Annotated in this window: 17 protein-coding genes; 15 read left to right on the top strand and 2 right to left on the bottom strand. The window is 66.7% G+C overall.

The window, feature by feature from the left end:
- Positions 1 to 24: 24 nt before the first annotated feature.
- From AB4Y75_RS12480 to AB4Y75_RS12430, 11 genes are all read left to right on the top strand, one after another.
- Complete coding sequence (locus AB4Y75_RS12480; protein WP_441436208.1) at positions 25 to 1,455, top strand: MFS transporter; 1,431 nt, start codon at positions 25 to 27, stop codon at positions 1,453 to 1,455.
- Between the two features lie 33 nt (positions 1,456 to 1,488).
- The gene (locus AB4Y75_RS12475) at positions 1,489 to 2,157 is read left to right on the top strand and encodes an alpha/beta fold hydrolase (RefSeq protein WP_441436207.1); all 669 of its coding nucleotides are present in this window, start codon (positions 1,489 to 1,491) and stop codon (positions 2,155 to 2,157) included.
- Complete coding sequence (locus AB4Y75_RS12470) at positions 2,154 to 2,984, top strand: helix-turn-helix transcriptional regulator (RefSeq protein WP_441436206.1); 831 nt, start codon at positions 2,154 to 2,156, stop codon at positions 2,982 to 2,984. Before AB4Y75_RS12475 ends, AB4Y75_RS12470 begins: the two co-directional genes overlap by 4 nt.
- A 1-nt stretch (position 2,985) precedes the next feature.
- The gene (locus tag AB4Y75_RS12465; RefSeq protein WP_441436205.1) at positions 2,986 to 3,789 is read left to right on the top strand and encodes an MBL fold metallo-hydrolase; all 804 of its coding nucleotides are present in this window, start codon (positions 2,986 to 2,988) and stop codon (positions 3,787 to 3,789) included.
- Positions 3,790 to 3,895: 106 nt separating this feature from the next.
- Positions 3,896 to 4,798: an AvrD family protein gene (locus AB4Y75_RS12460; protein WP_441436204.1), complete on the top strand. Its 903-nt coding sequence runs from the start codon at positions 3,896 to 3,898 to the stop codon at positions 4,796 to 4,798.
- Between the two features lie 39 nt (positions 4,799 to 4,837).
- Positions 4,838 to 5,854 carry a beta-ketoacyl-ACP synthase 3 gene (locus tag AB4Y75_RS12455; RefSeq protein ID WP_441436203.1) on the top strand — a complete coding sequence of 339 codons (1,017 nt, stop codon included), beginning with the start codon at positions 4,838 to 4,840 and terminating at the stop codon, positions 5,852 to 5,854.
- A gap of 2 nt (positions 5,855 to 5,856) precedes the next feature.
- Positions 5,857 to 6,117 (top strand): hypothetical protein, encoded by a 261-nt coding sequence (locus AB4Y75_RS12450; protein ID WP_441436202.1) that lies wholly within the window; start codon positions 5,857 to 5,859, stop codon positions 6,115 to 6,117.
- Positions 6,114 to 6,731: an HAD family hydrolase gene (locus AB4Y75_RS12445; protein WP_441436201.1), complete on the top strand. Its 618-nt coding sequence runs from the start codon at positions 6,114 to 6,116 to the stop codon at positions 6,729 to 6,731. The genes AB4Y75_RS12450 and AB4Y75_RS12445 overlap by 4 nt, the downstream gene beginning before the upstream one ends.
- 434 nt (positions 6,732 to 7,165) lie before the next feature.
- Complete coding sequence (locus AB4Y75_RS12440) at positions 7,166 to 7,861, top strand: hypothetical protein (RefSeq protein WP_441436200.1); 696 nt, start codon at positions 7,166 to 7,168, stop codon at positions 7,859 to 7,861.
- 93 nt (positions 7,862 to 7,954) lie between these two features.
- Entirely contained in the window at positions 7,955 to 8,113 is a 159-nt protein-coding gene (locus tag AB4Y75_RS12435) for a type II toxin-antitoxin system PemK/MazF family toxin (RefSeq protein ID WP_441436199.1), read from the top strand.
- A 475-nt stretch (positions 8,114 to 8,588) separates the two neighbouring features.
- Positions 8,589 to 10,070 (top strand): catalase, encoded by a 1,482-nt coding sequence (locus tag AB4Y75_RS12430; RefSeq protein ID WP_441436198.1) that lies wholly within the window; start codon positions 8,589 to 8,591, stop codon positions 10,068 to 10,070.
- 136 nt (positions 10,071 to 10,206) lie between these two features.
- Here AB4Y75_RS12430 and crcB read toward each other — a convergent pair whose 3' ends face one another.
- Together crcB and AB4Y75_RS12420 are read right to left on the bottom strand one after the other, a co-directional pair.
- A complete protein-coding gene (gene crcB / locus AB4Y75_RS12425; RefSeq protein ID WP_441436197.1) occupies positions 10,207 to 10,575 on the bottom strand; it encodes a fluoride efflux transporter CrcB in 369 nt (122 codons plus the stop codon).
- Entirely contained in the window at positions 10,572 to 11,060 is a 489-nt protein-coding gene (locus tag AB4Y75_RS12420) for a fluoride efflux transporter FluC (RefSeq protein WP_441436196.1), read from the bottom strand. Before AB4Y75_RS12420 ends, crcB begins: the two co-directional genes overlap by 4 nt.
- Positions 11,061 to 11,328: 268 nt before the next feature.
- Here AB4Y75_RS12420 and AB4Y75_RS12415 point away from each other — a divergent pair, with 268 nt between their 5' ends.
- The 4 genes from AB4Y75_RS12415 (at position 11,329) to AB4Y75_RS12400 (ending at position 18,399) form a co-directional block, all read left to right on the top strand.
- A complete protein-coding gene (locus AB4Y75_RS12415; protein ID WP_441436195.1) occupies positions 11,329 to 12,927 on the top strand; it encodes a M4 family metallopeptidase in 1,599 nt (532 codons plus the stop codon).
- A 156-nt stretch (positions 12,928 to 13,083) separates the two neighbouring features.
- Positions 13,084 to 15,372, top strand: coding sequence for an excinuclease ABC subunit UvrA (locus AB4Y75_RS12410; protein ID WP_441436194.1), 2,289 nt, complete (start codon positions 13,084 to 13,086; stop codon positions 15,370 to 15,372).
- Between the two features lie 29 nt (positions 15,373 to 15,401).
- Positions 15,402 to 16,862 (top strand): response regulator transcription factor, encoded by a 1,461-nt coding sequence (locus AB4Y75_RS12405; protein ID WP_441436193.1) that lies wholly within the window; start codon positions 15,402 to 15,404, stop codon positions 16,860 to 16,862.
- 199 nt (positions 16,863 to 17,061) lie between these two features.
- Positions 17,062 to 18,399: a hypothetical protein gene (locus tag AB4Y75_RS12400; protein ID WP_441436192.1), complete on the top strand. Its 1,338-nt coding sequence runs from the start codon at positions 17,062 to 17,064 to the stop codon at positions 18,397 to 18,399.
- The last annotated feature ends 27 nt before the right edge of the window (positions 18,400 to 18,426 follow it).

Here is an 18,426-nt window from a genome sequence, read left to right as displayed (position 1 = left end):
ACCCACAGAAACGGATCACCACCCATGAGCGCACCGCGCCTCCGGCACCCCGGAGTGACCCTGGCTCTGCTGGCCTTCGCCCAGCTCGTCATCGCACTCGACTACAACATCGTCTTCGTCGCACTGCCCAAGATCAGTGAAGGCCTGGCCTTCACTGAATCCGCCCTCCAGTGGGTTGTGAGTGGCTACGCCGTGGTCTTCGGCGGCTTCCTCCTGCTCGGCGGGCGCCTCGCGGACCTCTTCGGGCGGCGCAGGATGTTCGTCGCCGGCATGGTTCTGTACGCGATCGCTTCGCTCGCCGGCGGTCTCGCCACTGAACCATGGCTCCTGATCGTCGCCAGGGCAGGTCAAGGCCTCGGCGGGGCTCTGCTTGCCCCGGCCACCCTGTCCCTGGTCACCACGATCTTCGAAGAGGGCCGGAGCCGCAATCGCGCCATGGGCCTGTGGGCCGCGGCCGGCAGCACCGGAATGGTCCTCGGGTCCCTCCTCGGCGGCGTCCTGGCCGGCGCTCTGGGCTGGGGCTCGGTGTTCTTCGTCAATGTCCCGCTCGGCCTCATCGGCGCCGGCGCAGCGTTCGTCTTCCTTCCCGCCGACCAGCCCTCGACCGCGAAAACCCGTCTGGACATCCCCGGTGCGGTGACGTCCACCGCCGGCATCCTGGCCATCGTCTACGGCATGGTTCAAGCCCCGGAGATCGGCTGGGCGGCGGCCGGAACCCTCCTTCCGCTCGTCGCGGGAATCATCCTCCTGGTCCTGTTCGTCGTCATCGAACGAAAAGTCGCCTCACCCCTCGTTCCGCTGGCCCTCTTCAGCAACGCCGGACTGCGCACCGGCACTGCGACGACCTTCGTGTTCATGGCCTCATTCGGGGCGCTTCCGTTCTTCATCACCATCTACCTTCAGCAGATCGCCCATGTGGCCCCTCTGGCCACGGGCTTGATCTTCATGCTCCCCTCGGCCTGTGTGCTGCTGGGCACGATGATCGGAGGGCGTCTGAGCAACATCTGGTCCAGCCGACGGATTCTCGCACTCGCCTGGAGTGTAGGCGCGGTCGGCACGATTCTGACGGGAATCGTCATGGCGGCCCGAGGGCCCGTCCTCCTCGGGGCACTTCCTTTCGCGGTCCTCAGCCTCGCCCAAGGCGTCGTGTTCACGGTGATGTACTCCGTAGCCACGGCCGAGATCCCTGCCTCCGACCAGGGCGTGGGCTCCGGCATCGCGACCTCGGGGCAGCAGATCGGAGGCGCGGTCGGCTTGGCAGTTCTCGTCGCGGCTGCGACAGCGGCCGGCCACACCACGGTGGGCGCACTCACCCTGGACTTCACGACGGCGGGCATGGCGGGGATCGTCGTCCTGCTTCTCCTCGGCCTGCTGATCGCGGCGTCCGTCCGCAGTTCGGCACAGACCACCGTCGAGGCACCTCACGAGGACCGTAAAGCGACCGCCGTCAGCTGAACCGGAGTCACGGGAATCGGGGGTTCTGACCAGATGCAGATCTACTACCTGCACCACGCGGGAGGCTTGCCCTGCGTTCCCCGTAACCTCCGAGCGGCCCTGCGCACAGGCGACTCCACGGTCACGCCCCTTCGGTTCGCCGGCACGGGGTCCACCATCGAGGACTTCGCGCACCACGCCATCTCAGACCTTGTGGCCCGGACGACCGTCCGGGCCACAGGCCCGCGCGTTCTGTACGGGCACAGCATGGGCGGAACCGTAGCCTACGAGATCTGCCGCCAGCTGGGGCCGGCCATCGAGCAATTGATCGACGTCGTCGTTCTCGCAGCGACCGCTCCATGGTGGCTCCCCGGCGTGACCAGACCGCGTATCGCCGCACCGGGGCCGGGGATCAAGGGCAGAAGCGAGCAGCGCCTGGTCACCCATCTTGCCGCTGTCGACCGCTACCTGCCGTGCGACCACGACGTTCCGGACGTGCGGGTTAGAGTTCTCTACGCCACCCGGGACCCCCTGGTCGTGCCGCACGCGGCACTGAAATGGGAGTCCCTCGGCTGGGAGGATCTCCGTTTCCACGCGGTGGAAAGTTCCTCCCACCTCTTCCACACCGAAATCGTCGATGATCCTGAGGAACGCCGTTGGGAGTCCTTCATCGGAGAACTCAGATCGGAGACGAGTCCAGAAAGCAGGCGCTGGCTGCAGTGAGCACGAATTTGCCCGAACGTCGTCACGACTCTGCGGCGGTACGGCGTCGCTGGCTTGGCTCCTTCCTCAGGGCCAAACGCGAAAGCCTGAAGCCGTCCGACGTCGGACTGCCCACCACTGAGCGGCGCAGAACCCCGGGTCTGCGACGCGAAGAGGTCGCGGTCTTGGCCAGCGTAGGGGTCACCTGGTACACCTGGCTCGAGCAGGGCCGGGACATCACCGTTTCGACACCGATCCTCGGGGCGATCGCCGAAGCCCTGAAGCTGGAGGGCCAGGAGCTCGAGCACCTCTACACCTTGGCAGGCAAGGCACTACCGGAGCTGAACAGCGCCAACGGCCGGGTCACAGAGACGCTCAGCCGCCTCCTGGGCGCTGTCCGCGAAGTCCCGGCGTATATCGCGGACCGCTACTGGAACGTCCTCGCGGTGAACGAACTCGGGCACTATATCTTCGGGCTGACCCCCGACAGCAACTGCCTGGTCAAGTTCTTCACGGACGAGAAGTACGCCGCGAAGTACCCGTTCCGGGAAACTGCGGCCACCATGATGGTCGCTCAGTTCCGGCAACGGGCCGCGTCCTTTCCGTCCGACACCGCTTTCCAGCTGCTGGCCGACGAACTCAAGCAGGAGTCGCCGGAGTTCGCCCACCTCTGGGACGGGCACAGCATGGCTCAGGACCCCCACCTTGAGGTCTCCTACGACCACAGCGCCTTGGGCCGGCTCTTCTTCGATTCAGTACTTCTGACACCCATCGACGCCGGAGACCTCATGCTTTTCATGTACATCGCCCGCCCCGAATCGGCCGCCGCAATCGGAAGGCTCAGCTGACATGGCCGTCGCCCCAGAACGCTGGTACTCGCCCGCACAGTCACGGCACATCACCCTGGGGGACCTGAAGATCTCCTATGTCCCTGACGGATATGTGGAGCTGGAGCCTGAGGGATGGTACCGAACGACGACGTTCCCCACGAGGCCTCCAGTCTCAGAAGACGGTTACCTCATCGGGTCAGTCGGGAGCGTGGTCATTCACGAAGCGGATGGTCTCGTCGTGATCGATGCAGGCTTCGGCCCTCTTCAGTTGCCGCGCCACCGGACGCACCCTTCCCTGGGAACCATGAGAGGTGGGCTGAACCCCGAGTACGCAACGCTCGGTGACGAACGCATCAAGGCCTTGGCCATCACGCATGCCCACGAGGATCATGTCGGCTGGATCGGCGCCGACCAACCGGACCGGTTGAGTCCCGAGCAGGTGTTCGTCGGCGCCCCCGACGCGGCCAGGCTGGCCCATCTCACCGGCACGATCAACGTCGGAGCCCTCCGCGGCGGCGAACAGATCAGCGATTCCGTCCGAGCGATCCACACCCCAGGCCATACCGCCGGACACATGTCCTACATGGTCGAGTCGCGGGGAGAGCGGGCCCTGATCTTCGGGGACGTCTTCCACAGCCCAGTCCAGTTCCATGACACGACCATGGGCCCCTGGTCGGACGAGAAGCCGGACCAAGCTCGTCGGTCCCGCAAGCTCGTCGCCGAGCTCCTGACCGAGCCCCATACGGTCGGCGTCGGCTATCACTTCGCCGACATCGTCTTCGGCACTCTCACCCCGGAAGGCTGGCAGCCGCTGCACCTCTAATCAGCCAGGCATGATCACTGCCAGTATCACGAAGCTCTGGCTCTGGTAGCCCACCCCCGGAAGGCTGAACACGACACAAATTCAGCCCTCAAGGGGGAGGACACACATGCACACTACGACGCCTACGGTGGATTCCATTCTGGGACCCGCCTCAGATCGATACTTCGGATCCCGCTACGCCCAGGTCATCCCAACCATTGAGCACCTGGACTCCTGGCAGAGCCAGGATGGCCGGCACACGGCCAAGGGATCGGCGTCGATTCAGATCAGCGGTCTCTGGTCCAAGAAGGGGGCCCGGACCGCGGTCCCGCACCTTGGAACCATCGACGTTCTCAGCCTCTCGTTGCAGGCCACCGAAGCCGCCCTGGCCCGGCTCGCCCGACCTGTGAGCTGGACAGTCACCATCTTGGAAGTGCGGGCACCCTCCCAACCGGTGGAATCAGGATTCGAGGCCCTGCCTCTGACCCTCATCCTGGACACCACCGAGGACATGGCCCGCAGTGTAGTCGTTGTCGGAGGATTCACCGTCTCCATCGGCCTCGCACCCCAGGAACTGCCCGAGGGCGGCCTCAACGGCGCCGGCAGCGTGTACCGGGACGTCTTCCGGTCTCGGGTCCCCGAGCTGGCTCCAATCGACCGGGTACAGGACGTCATCCGCACCCAGGTCAGCGTCGGCGTCGGCACCCCAGGACCTACTCCCACCGCGTTGGACGCGACCAAAGCCCGTGGGCTGAACCTCATCGACGCCTTCGTCACGGTCCTCCAACTGGGTCAAGTGCTCCTCTACGAACTCGACGGCCTCACCCGGGCCGACTCCGAAACCCTCTGGATGCGCACTACCCGCATTGTGGCTTGCACGACCACGGCTCCATTCACCACGGCGACCGCCACCTTGGAGAACCCCAGGATCCGAACCCTGCGCCAGGGGACCTGGCGCCTGGCGACCATCACGGGAGCACTTGGAGAACACTTCACCGTCTCCTGCGCCGTCGCCCACCACATCCCCTGACCACGACCCTTCCCTTCCCTTCATAAGGAACGAGCACCCATGCCCGAATCCTCCACTCATCACTCCATCCCCGTGCTCTGCGGCCTCGGCGCCGCCCTGCCTGCCCGCAAGATCACCAACCACGAAATCCACCAGGACCACGGACTGGAACCATCCTGGATCGAGGCCCGGACCGGGATCCGTACCCGCCACCGCGTCGATACGGGAACCACCACCAGCGATCTGGCCACCGAGGCCGCACGCCAGGCCCTCGCGTCCGCCGGCCAGCTCGAGGTCGACCTCGTCATCGTCGCCACCACCACGCCCGACTGCCCGGTACCTGCAACAGCACCCAAAGTCGCCAGGCAGCTCGGCCTCACCCACGCTGCAGCCTTCGACATCAACGCCGTGTGCAGCGGATTCGTCTATGCCCTCGCCCAGGGGGCGGCCGCCATTGCTGCTGGTCAGGCCCGCACCGCCCTGGTGATCGGCGCCGATGTCTTCAGCTCTCTGCTGGACCCCGAAGACGCAGTCAGTCACGCCATCTTCGGTGACGGTGCCGGTGCCGTCGTTCTCAAGGCCGGCACCCCGGAAGAGCGGGGTCAGATCGTTGCTTCACGGCTACGTGCAGACGGTCAGGGCGAGCAAAAAATCTGGGTCCCGAACAGTGGCTCCGAATCCCCGTACTTCCGGATGGACGGCCGTGACGTCTTCAAGGAAGCCGTGAAGAAGATGACCGAGGTCAGCCAGCAAACTGCAGTCGAGGCCGCTTGGAATCTCGCGGAGGTCAACTGGCTCGTTCCTCACCAGGCCAACCAGCGGATCCTCAACCAGGTTGCCCTGGCGTTGGGCGTGAACAACCGCTCGGTCATCACTCATCTCGACGAAGTCGGCAACACCTCTGCCGCATCCATCCCCCTGGCCATGGCACGCCATCACGAGCGGTTCGCTGCCGGTGACAAGCTCCTCCTGACCGCCTTCGGTGGCGGCTATACCTGGGGTGCCATTGCTCTGACCTGGCCCGAAGGCCTCCACGTTCTCTCCATCGCCCACATCACTGCAGCAAAGGACGACTGATCATGCCCACCCAGACCCTCTCCGTAGAAGAACTCGTCGACCTGATCAATGAGCACATTTCCGAGCTCGGCGGCCGCGCCACCCCCACGGCAGCATTCACCGATATCGAAGTCGACTCGCTCATCTGCGTCGAGCTCGTCGTGTTCCTCGGCCAGCGCTACCATGTCGACCTCGAAGAATATGAAATCGCGTCCGCCGAGAATTTCACTGCCCTGGCGGAACTCATCTCCGAGCGCATGGCCGGGGGAGGAGCCCGGGTTTGAACCAGACGGCCGCGTATTTCGACGTCGACGAAACCCTCACCCACGACGTCACCCTGTTCTCCTTCCTCCGCCACGACGCGCACACCACCGGGCAGACCGAACAGGCCGAGACATTTCTCCGAGAGCTCGCCGCCCGGCGTGCTCAAGGGGAACCGCGGGAATCCACCAATCGGTACTACTACCAGTGGTGGAAGGGCCGGGACGTCCGGAAGATCTGCGACCTGGCTGGCAACTGGTGGGCCGGCCGGCTGCAGGAACCTGGCCTTTTTCTCAGGAGCGATGTCCTGGCCAGGTACGAGTGGCACTCCCGGCAGGGCCACGCCCGGATCCTGCTCTCAGGGTCCTTTGTGCAGCTCATCGAACCGTTGGCCGCAGCCCTCGACGTGACCAGGGTGATCGCCACCGTTCCCCTGACCGGTCAGGGCCGATTCACCGGCGAGATCGGCGAACCCATGATCGGCGATGCCAAACGCACGGCACTCCTCGCCGACGCTCGGGCTCACGGGATCGACCTCACCAAGTCGCACGGTTACGGAGACCACCGCAGCGACCTGCCATTTCTCTCCGTTCTTGGGCACCCCCACCTGGTCACACCCCCGGGAAAAGACTGGTAGGACCCTGGCTTTCCCATCGCCATCTGGCCGCCCACCGCGGACATGCATCCGGCATGGTCACAACCTTCCAGAGAAAGGACAACAGACCCTGCCCAAGATCATGCACATCAGTTTCAGCCCCGGGAAGGTCGACGGGCAGTCCCTGAAACTAGCCAAGAACATCCTCCACCAAGTCACCCAGCACGCCCGGGCGAGTGGGGGATCTCAGATCCAAATGAACTCATCGAAGCCATCCACTATCGGAGATTGCCACTGTGAAACCAACTCCAACGCCGACCCCGACGCATCTGTCCCCGCTTAGCACACTGACGTCGAACCTCCAGACGTTCGTCACATGGGCCATCATCGTCCTGGCAGTGTGTGCAGTTGTGATCGTTGCGCTATTCATTCTGGTACCGAGAGCGCGTATCCGCCGTTACGCGGCGCAAGCACAGTTGAACGAGAAGGAGATCCTCCGGATCAGAGGAGAGCTCTTGGGTTTTGTGAAGGACCAGTCTCCCACCCAAGGCAAAGCAGTCCCCCTGGGAGTCTTCTGGAGGCAGAAGGGGACGTCGAAGGCAGACAGGCACTGGATCTTGGCGGACCTCCGATCACGGCAGATCATTCTCCCGGCGTACTCACAGGACAAGCTCGAGCAGTTCTTCCAAACCCTGTCATGGGTGCTCTTCGCTAACCCACCCTCGTACGTGAAGCTCAGCGATCGCGACTGGCATCAACTCGCGAACGGAGCCAAGACTGAGGTGACTATCAAGACACTCATCGGGAACCAGACCAAGATCAAGAAGCAGAAGAAGAAGAAGACCAAGACAACCATCAAAAACAGCCCCGGAAGTGCCATCGCGGTGGGGACCGCGAATACAGCGATAAGCCAAACCCGGCGGATCGAGACGCTGCCTACTGAGCAACTGGTCCAACTCATCGAGGCACTGCGTCTAGATTCCGGGTCGTTGTCCGGCGTTGAGGCAGAGGAGGCTGCATCTACGGCAGATGCTCTGGAAGCGGACATGAACGCGGGCCGCGAATCTAGCGCCATAAATAAAGCGAACGCCCTCCTCGATTTGATCTCCAAAGCTACCGGAGCATGGACTGCGACCACCGTAGTCCTGAGAACGATCGGGGCGATTCCCTAAGAAAGGGCCCCGGTGAAAGTCATACCTTCTGCTCCGCCTCAGCGCCGATCGCGCCCTGGTCGCAGAGGCAGACCGACACGAGGCGGTCCATGAGTGGATCGACGAGGTGTCCGTGTCCTGGGACGAGGAGTGAGGGGCGAGATCTGGACGGTGGCCGGTGGCGGGTATGCCCCCAAACCTCGACCGGCGCTGATCATCCAGGATGACCGTTTCCGCGATGTCGGATCCCTGACGGTCATTCCCCTGATGTAGCCTCTGCCGGATGCGCCCCTGCTGCGGATCCCGGTGGAGCCCTCCGCCCGGACGGGCCTGAAGGCCCCGAGTCAGCACCTGCAGGCGAAGCTCGAATCGTTCGCCGTATGTCCAGGCGTCTGGCTCGCTTCAGGCACGATATGTTCCGATCTGATGGGCGGTAGTCCTCGCCTCATGCTAGACATGGCTCCACAGACCTTCCTCCGGCGCCAGCGCACGAAACCCCGTTCCCCGCACGGTCGCCATGCCCGGCGGGCCCGGTGGCTTTGACGCTCGTGATTGATTCTTGAAGAATGGCCGTGCGAGGCGTTTCTCGCGATCCGGTGCCGTCCGTCCAGAGAAATCCCAGTTCAGGACCACGGCGCCGCGCTCCGGTCCCCCGTGGATCCGGAGGGCCGAGGGTCCGCCCTCAGCGCCGAGTGCACCTCGCCCGGGATACGGAAGCCTGACCCGAACGACCGAAGGAGAGCACGACATGACATTCGACAGTGACTCGCAACTCGACGCCCCTGTGCCGTCGACCACGGAATCGGGCGCGCGCCGCGACAACGACGCACACTCACTGAGTGTGGGGCCGGACGGCCCCTTGCTCCTGCATGACATCGCCCTCGTGGAGAAGCTGGCGCGGTTCGACCGTGAACGCATCCCGGAGCGCAGCCCTCACGCGAAGGGCTCGGGCGCCTTCGGACAGCTCGAGGTCACCGAGGACGTCTCGGCCTACACCAAGGCGAAGGTGTTCCAGCAGGGCGCCGTGACCCCCATGCTCGCCCGGTTCTCCACCGTGGCCGGTGAACTCGGCTCGCCGGACAGCTGGCGGGACGTGCGTGGATTCGCGCTGAAGTTCTACACCGAAGACGGCAACTACGACATCGTCGGCAACAACACGCCGACCTTCTTCGTCCGGGACCCGATGAAGTTCCCGGACTTCATCCACTCCCAGAAGCGCCTGCCGGACTCCGGCCTGCGGGACGTCAACATGCAGTGGGACTTCTGGACGCTCTCCCCCGAATCCTCGCACCAGGTCTCCTACCTCATGGGCGACCGCGGCATCCCGCGGAGCTGGCGCCACATGAACGGCTACTCCTCCCACACCTACATGTGGGTCAACGAGGCCGGTGAGCGCTTCTGGGTGAAGTACCACTTCCTGACCGAGCAGGGCCTCGAGTTCCTCACGAACGACGAAGCCGCCACCCTGGCCGGCGAGGACGCCGACGCCCACCGCCGGGACCTCTTCGAGGCGATCGGCCGCGGCGAGTTCCCGTCCTGGCGCGTCGAGGTCCAGATCATGCCGTACGAGGAGGCCCGGAGCTACCGCTTCAACCCCTTCGACCTGACCAAGGTGTGGTCCAAGAAGGACTACCCGCGCATCCCGGTGGGCCGCTTCACGCTCAACCAGAACCCGGTGAACCACTTCGCCCAGATCGAGCAGGCGGCCTTCAGCCCGTCCAATCTGGTGCCGGGCATCGGCGTCTCACCGGACAAGATGCTGCTGGGCCGGATCTTCTCCTACCCGGACGCCCAGCGGAACCGTCTCGGCACCAACTTCAACCAGCTGCCGGTCAACCGCCCGGCGGTCCCGATGAACTCCTACGACAAGGAAGGGGCCATGCAGTACCACCACAGCGGCGCGGCCCCCGTCTATGCCCCGAACTCGTACGGCCGTCCCTTCCAGGACACGCAGGGCCGGGTCGACAACGGCTGGGAGGCCGACGGCGAGCTGGTCCGTTCCGCGTACACGCTGCACGCCGAGGACGATGACTTCGGCCAGGCCCACACGCTGGTCCGCGACGTCATGAACGACGGGGAGCGCGACCGGCTGGTGGACACGGTCGCCGGCATGGTGGCCGGGCAGGTCGTGGAGCCCGTCCTCAGCCGGGTCTTCGAGTACTGGAAGAAGATCGATCAGGAGGTCGGCGAACGCATCGAATCGGCCGTCCGCGCGAGCGACGCGGTCTAGTCCGAGCGCTCCATCTGCCAGACCCCGGACGGTCGGCACGAATTCGGCCCGCCGGCCCGGTGACATCACCGGGCCGGCGGGCCGCGGCGTGTCCGGAACCGTCAGGCCCGGCGAGAACCGGCGATGCCCGGGAGGATCAGGCGAGCGCGATTCCGCCCCAGGCCGCCAGGAGACAGAGCACCGCGCCGCCCAGGCCGTAGAGCACCGCTCGCAGGGGCTCGCGGTTGTGGAGGAGCCGAACGGTCTCCAGGCTGGCCGTGCTGAACGTCGTGTACCCGCCCAGGAACCCCGTTCCCGCGATCAGCAGCACCTCCGGCCCCATGCTGCGGGCCGCGACGGCGCCGGCCAGCACGCCCAGGGCGAAAGACCCGGTGACGTTGATGAGTAGGGTGGCGAACGGGAAGTCGGTGGGCCAGCGGCGCCGCACCGCGCCGTCGAGCATGAAACGCACGACGGCGCCCGCGCCTCCCGCGAGAGCCAGCCACAGCGGGATCAACGCGCTCATGCGCCCCCTCCCGCCGTCGGGCGAGCATCACGTCGAGTCTCCCGCAGCCGGTGACTCAGCGCGGCGAGCCAGATGCCGAGGGCCGTGGCCGCGCCCCCGAGCAGGAGCGTCGCGGCCAGGTACCCGAAGGCTCCGGCGAGGCGGCCCGCCTGCAGCAGATGGACGGCGTCGACGGCGAAGGTGCTGTACGTGGTGAAGGCGCCCAGGAAGCCCGTGCCGGCCACGAGGCGGAGCCGACGGGCCCAGCCGATGTCCGAGCCACGGCGGATGAGCGACTCCAGCAGCAGGCCGAGCAGGAAGGCGCCCAGCACATTGATCAGCACGGTGGCCACAGGCCAGCCGTCGGGGGCCGGGACAGCCGCGGACAGACCGTACCGCGCATAGGCGCCGAGCACTCCACCGCCGAAGACCCAGCCGATCGCCCGGGGGTCCAGATGCAGTGGGGGGACCGTGCCGTGGGCGGTGGTCCTGGACGGCTCGCGCATCGGTGAAGCTCCCTCCGGACGGTGTGACACGGCTTCGACACACGCCGCCTTCCAAGGCTAGCGCGAAGTTCCCCGGGAGCCCGGCGTGGCGATCGATGGCCTGCTCTTCCCGCGTCATCCCGCGGAAGTGGCGGAGTGGACTCTCAGTTCACGCTGATTTTTTGAAGATGTCATTTCATGACAAATTTAGAAACCCCTTGACTGGGGGTTAACTCCTCCTGCATTCTCAGTCGGGGGGCAACACCAAACCAAATCAGGAGGAATCATCGTGCGATCCACGTCAGGCCTCAAGAGGCTGGGAACCATGTGCGCTGTCGGTGCACTCGCCACAGTCGGCCTTTCCGTCAACACGGCCTGGGCCGGCCAGAGCAACCCGGACGACAGCCAAGCGTTCACCTCGAAGTCAGGCCAGGCCGAAAGCTTCGTCTTCAAGAGCAAGTCACATCGTGTCGATCGCAATACCGTCAGCGGAATGCTGGAGGAGTCGTTCGGCTCGGCGCCCGGATCCCAGTTCAAGCAGGTCCGGGACCAGCAGCTCGGAACGGGCCACCTCGCCCGCTTCGTCCAGGTGATCGACGGTCACGAGGTGGCCGGTTCCTCGATCGCCCAGACCCTCGACAAGGACGGCGCCCTGATCCAGGCCATGGGTTCGGTGGCCACCGGCACCACCACGGCCACCTTCCCGCAGCAGCGTGATCTGGCCAAGGGCGAGAAGGCCGCCAAGGAAGCGGCCGCCGCCCAGGTCAAGCTCCCGGCCTCCAAGGCCAAGGTCACCAAGACCGTCTGGTACGCCCCGGCCCTCGCAGGCTTCCCGGAGGGCGGCACCGTCGGCCAGCCCGCTTACCAGGTCGTGGTGAGCAACAAGGACGCCAGCTTCACGGTGACGGTCGCCGCGAACGGCTCATCGGATGTCCTGGCCACCGCCACGAACACCCACGAACTCAACCGCGCCGTGTGTGACGCCAACCGCAACAGCGGCGTCACGTACGACGACCTCAAGTGCGGCGCCACCACCAAGAACAAGCTGGCCCGCAAGGAAGGCCAGGCGGCCTCCAGCGTGGCCGACGTCAACGCCGTCTACAACTTCTTCGGCGACACCAGCTCCTTCTACGCGGCCAACACCAACGCCGGTGACCTGACCACCCTGGTGGGAGCGAACTACAACGACGGCATCGGCACCGCGATCCGCGGCAGTGTCCGTCAGTGCGTCAGCGGCGACGCCTGCCCCTACACGAACGCTTTCTGGTCCGACGAGATCAGCGCCATGGTCTACGGCGAGGGTGTCACCACCGACGATGTCACCGGCCACGAACTGACCCACGGCGTCACCTCCAAGACCAACGGCCTCCAGTACCAGAACGAAGCCGGCGCCATCAACGAGTCCATGTCCGACGTGTTCGGTGAACTGGTGGACATCACCAACGGCAGCTCCGATGACACCGCGGCCAACCGCTGGAAGATGGGCGAAGGCAGCTCGCTGGGCGTCATCCGTGACATGAAGAGCCCGAAGAGCTACCAGCAGCCGGAGATCTACAAGGGCACGTACTGGCACGCGACCAGCACCAACCCGAACCAGAGCAACGATTACGGTGGAGTCCACACCAACAGCGGCGTGGGCAACAAGCTGGCCTACCTGATCACCGACGGCGCGACCTTCAACGGCCAGACCGTCACCGGCCTGGGCGTCCACAAGGCGGCCGAGCTGTACTGGACCACGCAGACCCTGCTGCCGTCCAACGCCACCTACGCCTCCCTCAAGAGCGCACTGAAGCAGGCCTGCACCGCGAACGTCACCAACGGCGTCGCCGGCACCACCGCCGCAGACTGCACCCAGGTGAACAACGCCATCACCGCGGTGGGCATCTGATCCCGCTCCATCCCGCGAAGTAACAGTTGGTGCCCCTTCCCCCCGCGGGAAGGGGCACCAACTGTTCTCTCGCGGCTCAGGGGCACGACGACGGCGACCCGCCCACCGCCCTGCCCGGACCGGTTCCGCCAAGCCCGGCGTGCCTACGATGGCACCATGGGAAATGCGCAGGGGGAGAACGTCATCCGGGTGACTCGTGCGAGCACGAACAACCTCAGGAATGTGAGTGTCGACGTGCCGAAGAAGGCACTGACGGTGGTGACGGGGGTTTCAGGGTCCGGGAAGTCCTCGCTGGTGCTCGACACCATCGCCGCAGAGGCCCAACGGCTCGTCAACGACTCCTATCCGACGTTCGTGCGCAACCGGCTGCCCCAGATGCCCGCGCCGGAGGTCCAGGCGATGGGCGGCCTGACGTTCACCGCTCTCATCGATCAACGCCGCTTCACCGGCAACGCCCGGTCCACCGTCGCGACCGCCTCGGACATCGCACCGCTGCTGCGCCTGGTGTTCTCGCGCGTCGGGGAGCCTTCCGCCGGGTACTCCCCGGCCTACTCCTTCAACGATCCCGCGGGCATGTGCCTCCGGTGCGAAGGCCTGGGGACGGTGGTCGACATCGACGTCGACGCACTGATCGACCTCTCCAAGAACATCGATGTAGGCCCGGTGCGCTTCAGTCAGTTCCGGCCCGGCGTCTACCGGTGGAAGCGATTCGCGTACTCCGGGCTTTTCGACCGTGCGAAGCCCCTCGGCGAGTACACCCCGGAGGAGATGGAGTTGTTCCTCTACGCGGACCAGCTCAAGCTCAAAGACCCGGACCCCCGTTTCCCGAAGACCGCGCGATTCGACGGGGTGGTCACTCGCATGCGCGATGTGTACGTCAAGAACCGGCCCGAGAAGATCTCGGCGCCCGTGCGCGACGAACTGGAACGCCTCACGTCCCACCGGCAGTGCCCCGAATGCGGGGGCGCCCGGCTGAACGCCGCAGCGCGGGCCAGCCTCATCGACGGCCGGTCGATCGTGGACTGGTCGGCCATGTCCGTCTCCGGACTCCGGGCCCTCCTGGAGGAGATGGATGACCCGCGCGTGGAGCCCGCCCTGGTGGGGATCCGCCACACCCTGGACGCGCTGCTCTCCGTCGGTCTGGGGTACCTGTCGCTGGACCGCCAGTCCTCAACGCTGTCCGGCGGGGAAGCCCAGCGCGTGAAGATCGTGCGTCATCTGGGCAGCGCGCTCACCGATGTCACGTACGTCTTCGACGAGCCGTCCACCGGGCTCCACCCCGCCGATGTGCAGAGACTGAACCGGCTCCTGCAACGGCTGCGGGAGGAAGGCAACACGGTGCTGGTGGTCGAGCATCACCCCCAGGTGATCCGCATCGCCGACCACGTGATCGACATCGGCCCCGGGGCGGGCGCCGCCGGCGGGCGGATCGAGTTCGAGGGCACCCCGGCCGCCCTGGCGGAGAGTGACACGCTCACGGGACGGCTGATCTCCCGTCCGCTCCGCCTCAAGGAGACAGCGCGGGAGGCCCGCGGCAGCGTGAGCGTCCGCGGGGCCTCGGCGCACAACCTCCGGGGCTTCGACGTCGACGTCCCACTCGGCGCGCTCACCGCGGTGACCGGCGTGGCGGGTTCCGGCAAGAGCTCCTTCGCCACCGAGGAGCTGCCCCGCCAGCACCCCGGTTTCACGGTGGTGGGCCAGGACCCGCTCCGCGGCGGCATCCGCTCGACCTCCCTCAGCGTCCTCGGCGTCGCGGATGAGGTCCGTGACGTCTTCGCCGACGTCGGCGGCCTGGCGCCGGCCTGGTTCAGCTTCAACTCGAAGGGCGCGTGCCCGGCATGCAAGGGCAAGGGCCACATCACCACGGAACTCGCCTTTCTGGACGATGTCGCCACCCCCTGCGACGTCTGCGGCGGAGAGCGGTTCAACGGCGAAGCACTGAGCGTCCGGATCGACGGACACACCGTCGCCGACGTCCTGCGAATGACCGCCGCACCACTGGCCGCCCTGTTCTCCGGACATCCCGCAATCGTCTCCGCCATGAGCTGGCTGGAGAGGGTCGGGCTCGGCTATCTCGCCGTCGGGCAATCGCTGGACACCCTCTCCGGAGGTGAGAAGCAGCGGCTCCTGCTCGCCAAACACCTGCGCTCCTCCGAGAATCTCAGCGCCGAACACATCGTGCTGGACGAACCCACCACGGGCCTTCATCCGAGCGACGTGGACCGGCTCAACGCCCTGTTCGCGGAACTCGTGGATGCGGGCGCCACCCTGGTGGTGGTGGAACACAATCTGCGGGTCATCGCGCAGACCGACCACGTGATCGACATCGGTCCCGGCGCAGGATCCGACGGCGGCAGTCTGCTCTTCGCCGGCCGCCCCACGGACCTGCTGGAGTGCGCCGAGTCGCTGACGGGCCGCGCGCTGGCCCTCGCTTCGGCACGGTGAGATGGACCGGCGACCGGGCGAGGTCTGCCGTGGCCGCTGAACAGTCAGCGCACCGCGACTGGATCCTCCTGGCGACGGAACGGCTCATCGGCTCCACCCTGCCGGGCGGAACCACGGTCCCGCGGTACATGGTCGACACTCTGCGGCTGGTGAAACCCGCCTCGCTGGACAGGTTCGCCTTCTCCCCGGCTGAGCGCCAGAGCGTCTCGGCCGCCATGATCATGGCCCAGGTCCGCGCCAATGACCAGGTGGCCACCCAGGAACTCGCGGACGCGGTGCGCGCATCGCGGCTGTCCGCAGCCCCCGCCGCCACGGACTCCGTGCCGGGCTTCCTGGCGCTGGAGGCGGCACTGTCCGAGGCGGCCCTCGCCGGAGGGCTCTCCACCGTCGCCCTGGAGCACGGAGTCCGGCTCTCCGACTACGCCGCGGCACACGGCGATCCCCTCTGGATCCAGCGGACCCACGGCCTCCTCGCCGCGGCGGCGGCGTTCGGCGGCGAGCATCAGGCCGCAGAGGACCACCTGACCGCCATGCGGGAGCTGGCGCGGAAGCAGGGCTGGGACACAGGGCGCGCCGAGTACATGGAAGCCATCGCGGAATCCCTGATCGCGTTCACCCGCTCGGATCAGGCCCGGATGGACCGTCTCCTCCCCCGTGTGGAAGCCCTGCGGGACTCTGACGCCGGCGCCGGTTCGCTCGTGGACATGGTCGCCACGCTCGGCCACATCCTGCACGGCCGCCTCCATGAAGCCATGACGCAGGCCTCCCTGCTCTCCATGGGCAAGAGCCAGCCGTTCACCCCTCACCTTCTCCGCGACTACGCCGTCTCCATCCAGGCATTCCTCCTGATCCTCCGCGGAGATCCGCTCCGCGCCCAGGGCGTGCTGCGAGGTCTGGATTCCTCGGAGAACCACTTCCTCTGCACCGGCACGCTGCGGGCCTCGGCCGCGCTGCAGCTCCAGGACTACCGCGGCGTCCTGAGCGGCACCAGCGATTGCCTCCAATTGCGCACCACCCACAATCTCTGGACCCTGCCCCAAGTGCTGTTGCGCCGTGCGATCGCGAATCTCCGCCTCGGCAACACTCAGACGGGCCTCCACGAGTTCGGTGACGCGATCCATCTCCTGCGGCTCTCGGCCTCCGGCCCGGCACTGCTGACCACCCCGGTCGACGAACTGGAATTCCTCCTGACGCAAGTGGAGCAGCAGGCCCCCTGGCTCGCAGACGACGCCGTGCTCCTCCGCCGCCAGGCCCGGGATGTCCTCCAGACCGCCACACCGGCACTCGTGCTGCCCACCTTGTCCGAGCGCGAACGGCTCGTGGCCACCCTGCTCCGCTCCGATTCCACGCTCCCCCGGATCGCCCGCGAACTCCATGTCGCCCCCAGCACCATCAAGTCCCAGGCGATCGCCATCTACCGCAAACTCCAGGTCAACTCCCGGCAGGAAGCCGTGGAACTGCTGGAACGCGGCGGATTCTTCGAAAGCTGAGACGCCCCTCACCAACCCGGGTGACCGGCTTCACCCAACGCGCCGGAACGGGTGGAAAGCCCGGTGGAAAGCCGACGGAACGGTCCGGATCCGTCGTTCTCCTTGGATAGTTTCTCCAAGTCAGGCAGGTCGTCCGAGCTGCCGCACAGATCCCGGCCGCAGGTCATCGCCGCCGGGCCGGAGACTTCCAGGAGCATGCATGTCAAACCACGCCACTGACTACCCTCAGGCCTCAACGGACAACACCCGGACCGGGCCACAGCACCGGGGCGCCCTGACAGGACCGGGACGGCGCTCCGTCTCCCGGCGCTCGCTCGTCCAGGCGTCCGCCTGGTCCGTGCCGGTGATCGTCGCGGCCGTCGCGGCTCCGGCGGCCGTCGCGAGCGCCGCTCCCCGTCTGGTGCTCAACGGGGTGCCCGGCGTCGTCGTCGGAGGCTCCACCGTGACCGGAGTGACCACGACGGCGACGGCGAGCAACGGCCTCGACACGGCCGTGACCCTGCCAGTGGGGTTCGCCTGGGTGGACGGGACCGGGCAGCCCGGCATGCCGCGCGTCATCGGCCGGGGGGACGGAACGTTCGCGGTGCCGCCTTTCCGCGCCGGAACCCGAGCGGGGACGGTCTCCCTGCTGGCCGGGTTCCCGGGCACGGGTGTCACGGCGTCCGCGGTCCTGACGGTTGAGCCGGTGTACTCCCTGGCCCTGCTCGGCGGGATCAACGCCATCGGCGACGGTCCCGATGAATTCCGCGCCGACTTCACCGCCGTCGTCCCCCGGGGCGTCCGCCCGCGCAGGCTCGAGTACCTCTTCTACCCGGAGGCCGGGACCGGCTGGACCACGCTGAGCACCACGGCACGGCCGGTCGACCAGCGCTACGACGTCGTGCACGCCGAGCGCCTGGAGGACGACTTCGAGAGGATCTTCCTCTCCGCCCGCGGCGACGCGGATGTCCCCAACGCCCCCTTCGGCTCCCACCTCTGGCCCCTCCGCGCCACATGGCCGGACGGCACGGTCACCACGCTGGCCATGCCGTTCGAGCAGATCCACTTCGGGGGCGACGGCAGGCCACTGGGGGTCAACGCCTGGGACACCATCACCTCCGGCGTCCCGGGATACCCCGGCCCCGACTCACAGACCGGCTGGGGAAATGTGGTCAGCGCCGGATCCGACGGGCTGATCGACGGAAACCGGTTCTTCGTCGGCGCGAAGGCCTCCGGGCGCACCGCGGCCCAGGGCAACGACCTGACCACCTCGGTCTACTTCCAATTCGTCCACGAATCCGGCACGGCCGCCTCGATCACCCCCGAACCCCGCGTCCTGACCATTCCGCACCGGATCGGCGACCTCTCCGGCGTCTACCTCGGAGGCACCCTGGGCTCCTTCCGCCTCGACCTCTCCGGCTACTGGAAGTTGCTCATCTGGCCGCAGAGCAGCAACTCGCAGCCGGGCAACCCGGCCACTCCCGAAGGCGTCGCCTGGAACCCCGCCACCGAAGCCGGACATCAGATCGGCTCGGTCTTCTACGAGCTTCCCGGCTGAGGGCCGCGGCCGGGTTTCGGGTTCGGA

It is taken from the genome of Arthrobacter sp. RAF14 (assembly GCF_052114185.1).
Lineage (GTDB): Bacteria > Actinomycetota > Actinomycetes > Actinomycetales > Micrococcaceae > Arthrobacter_E.
This window is presented reverse-complemented; position numbering and strand designations above follow the sequence as displayed.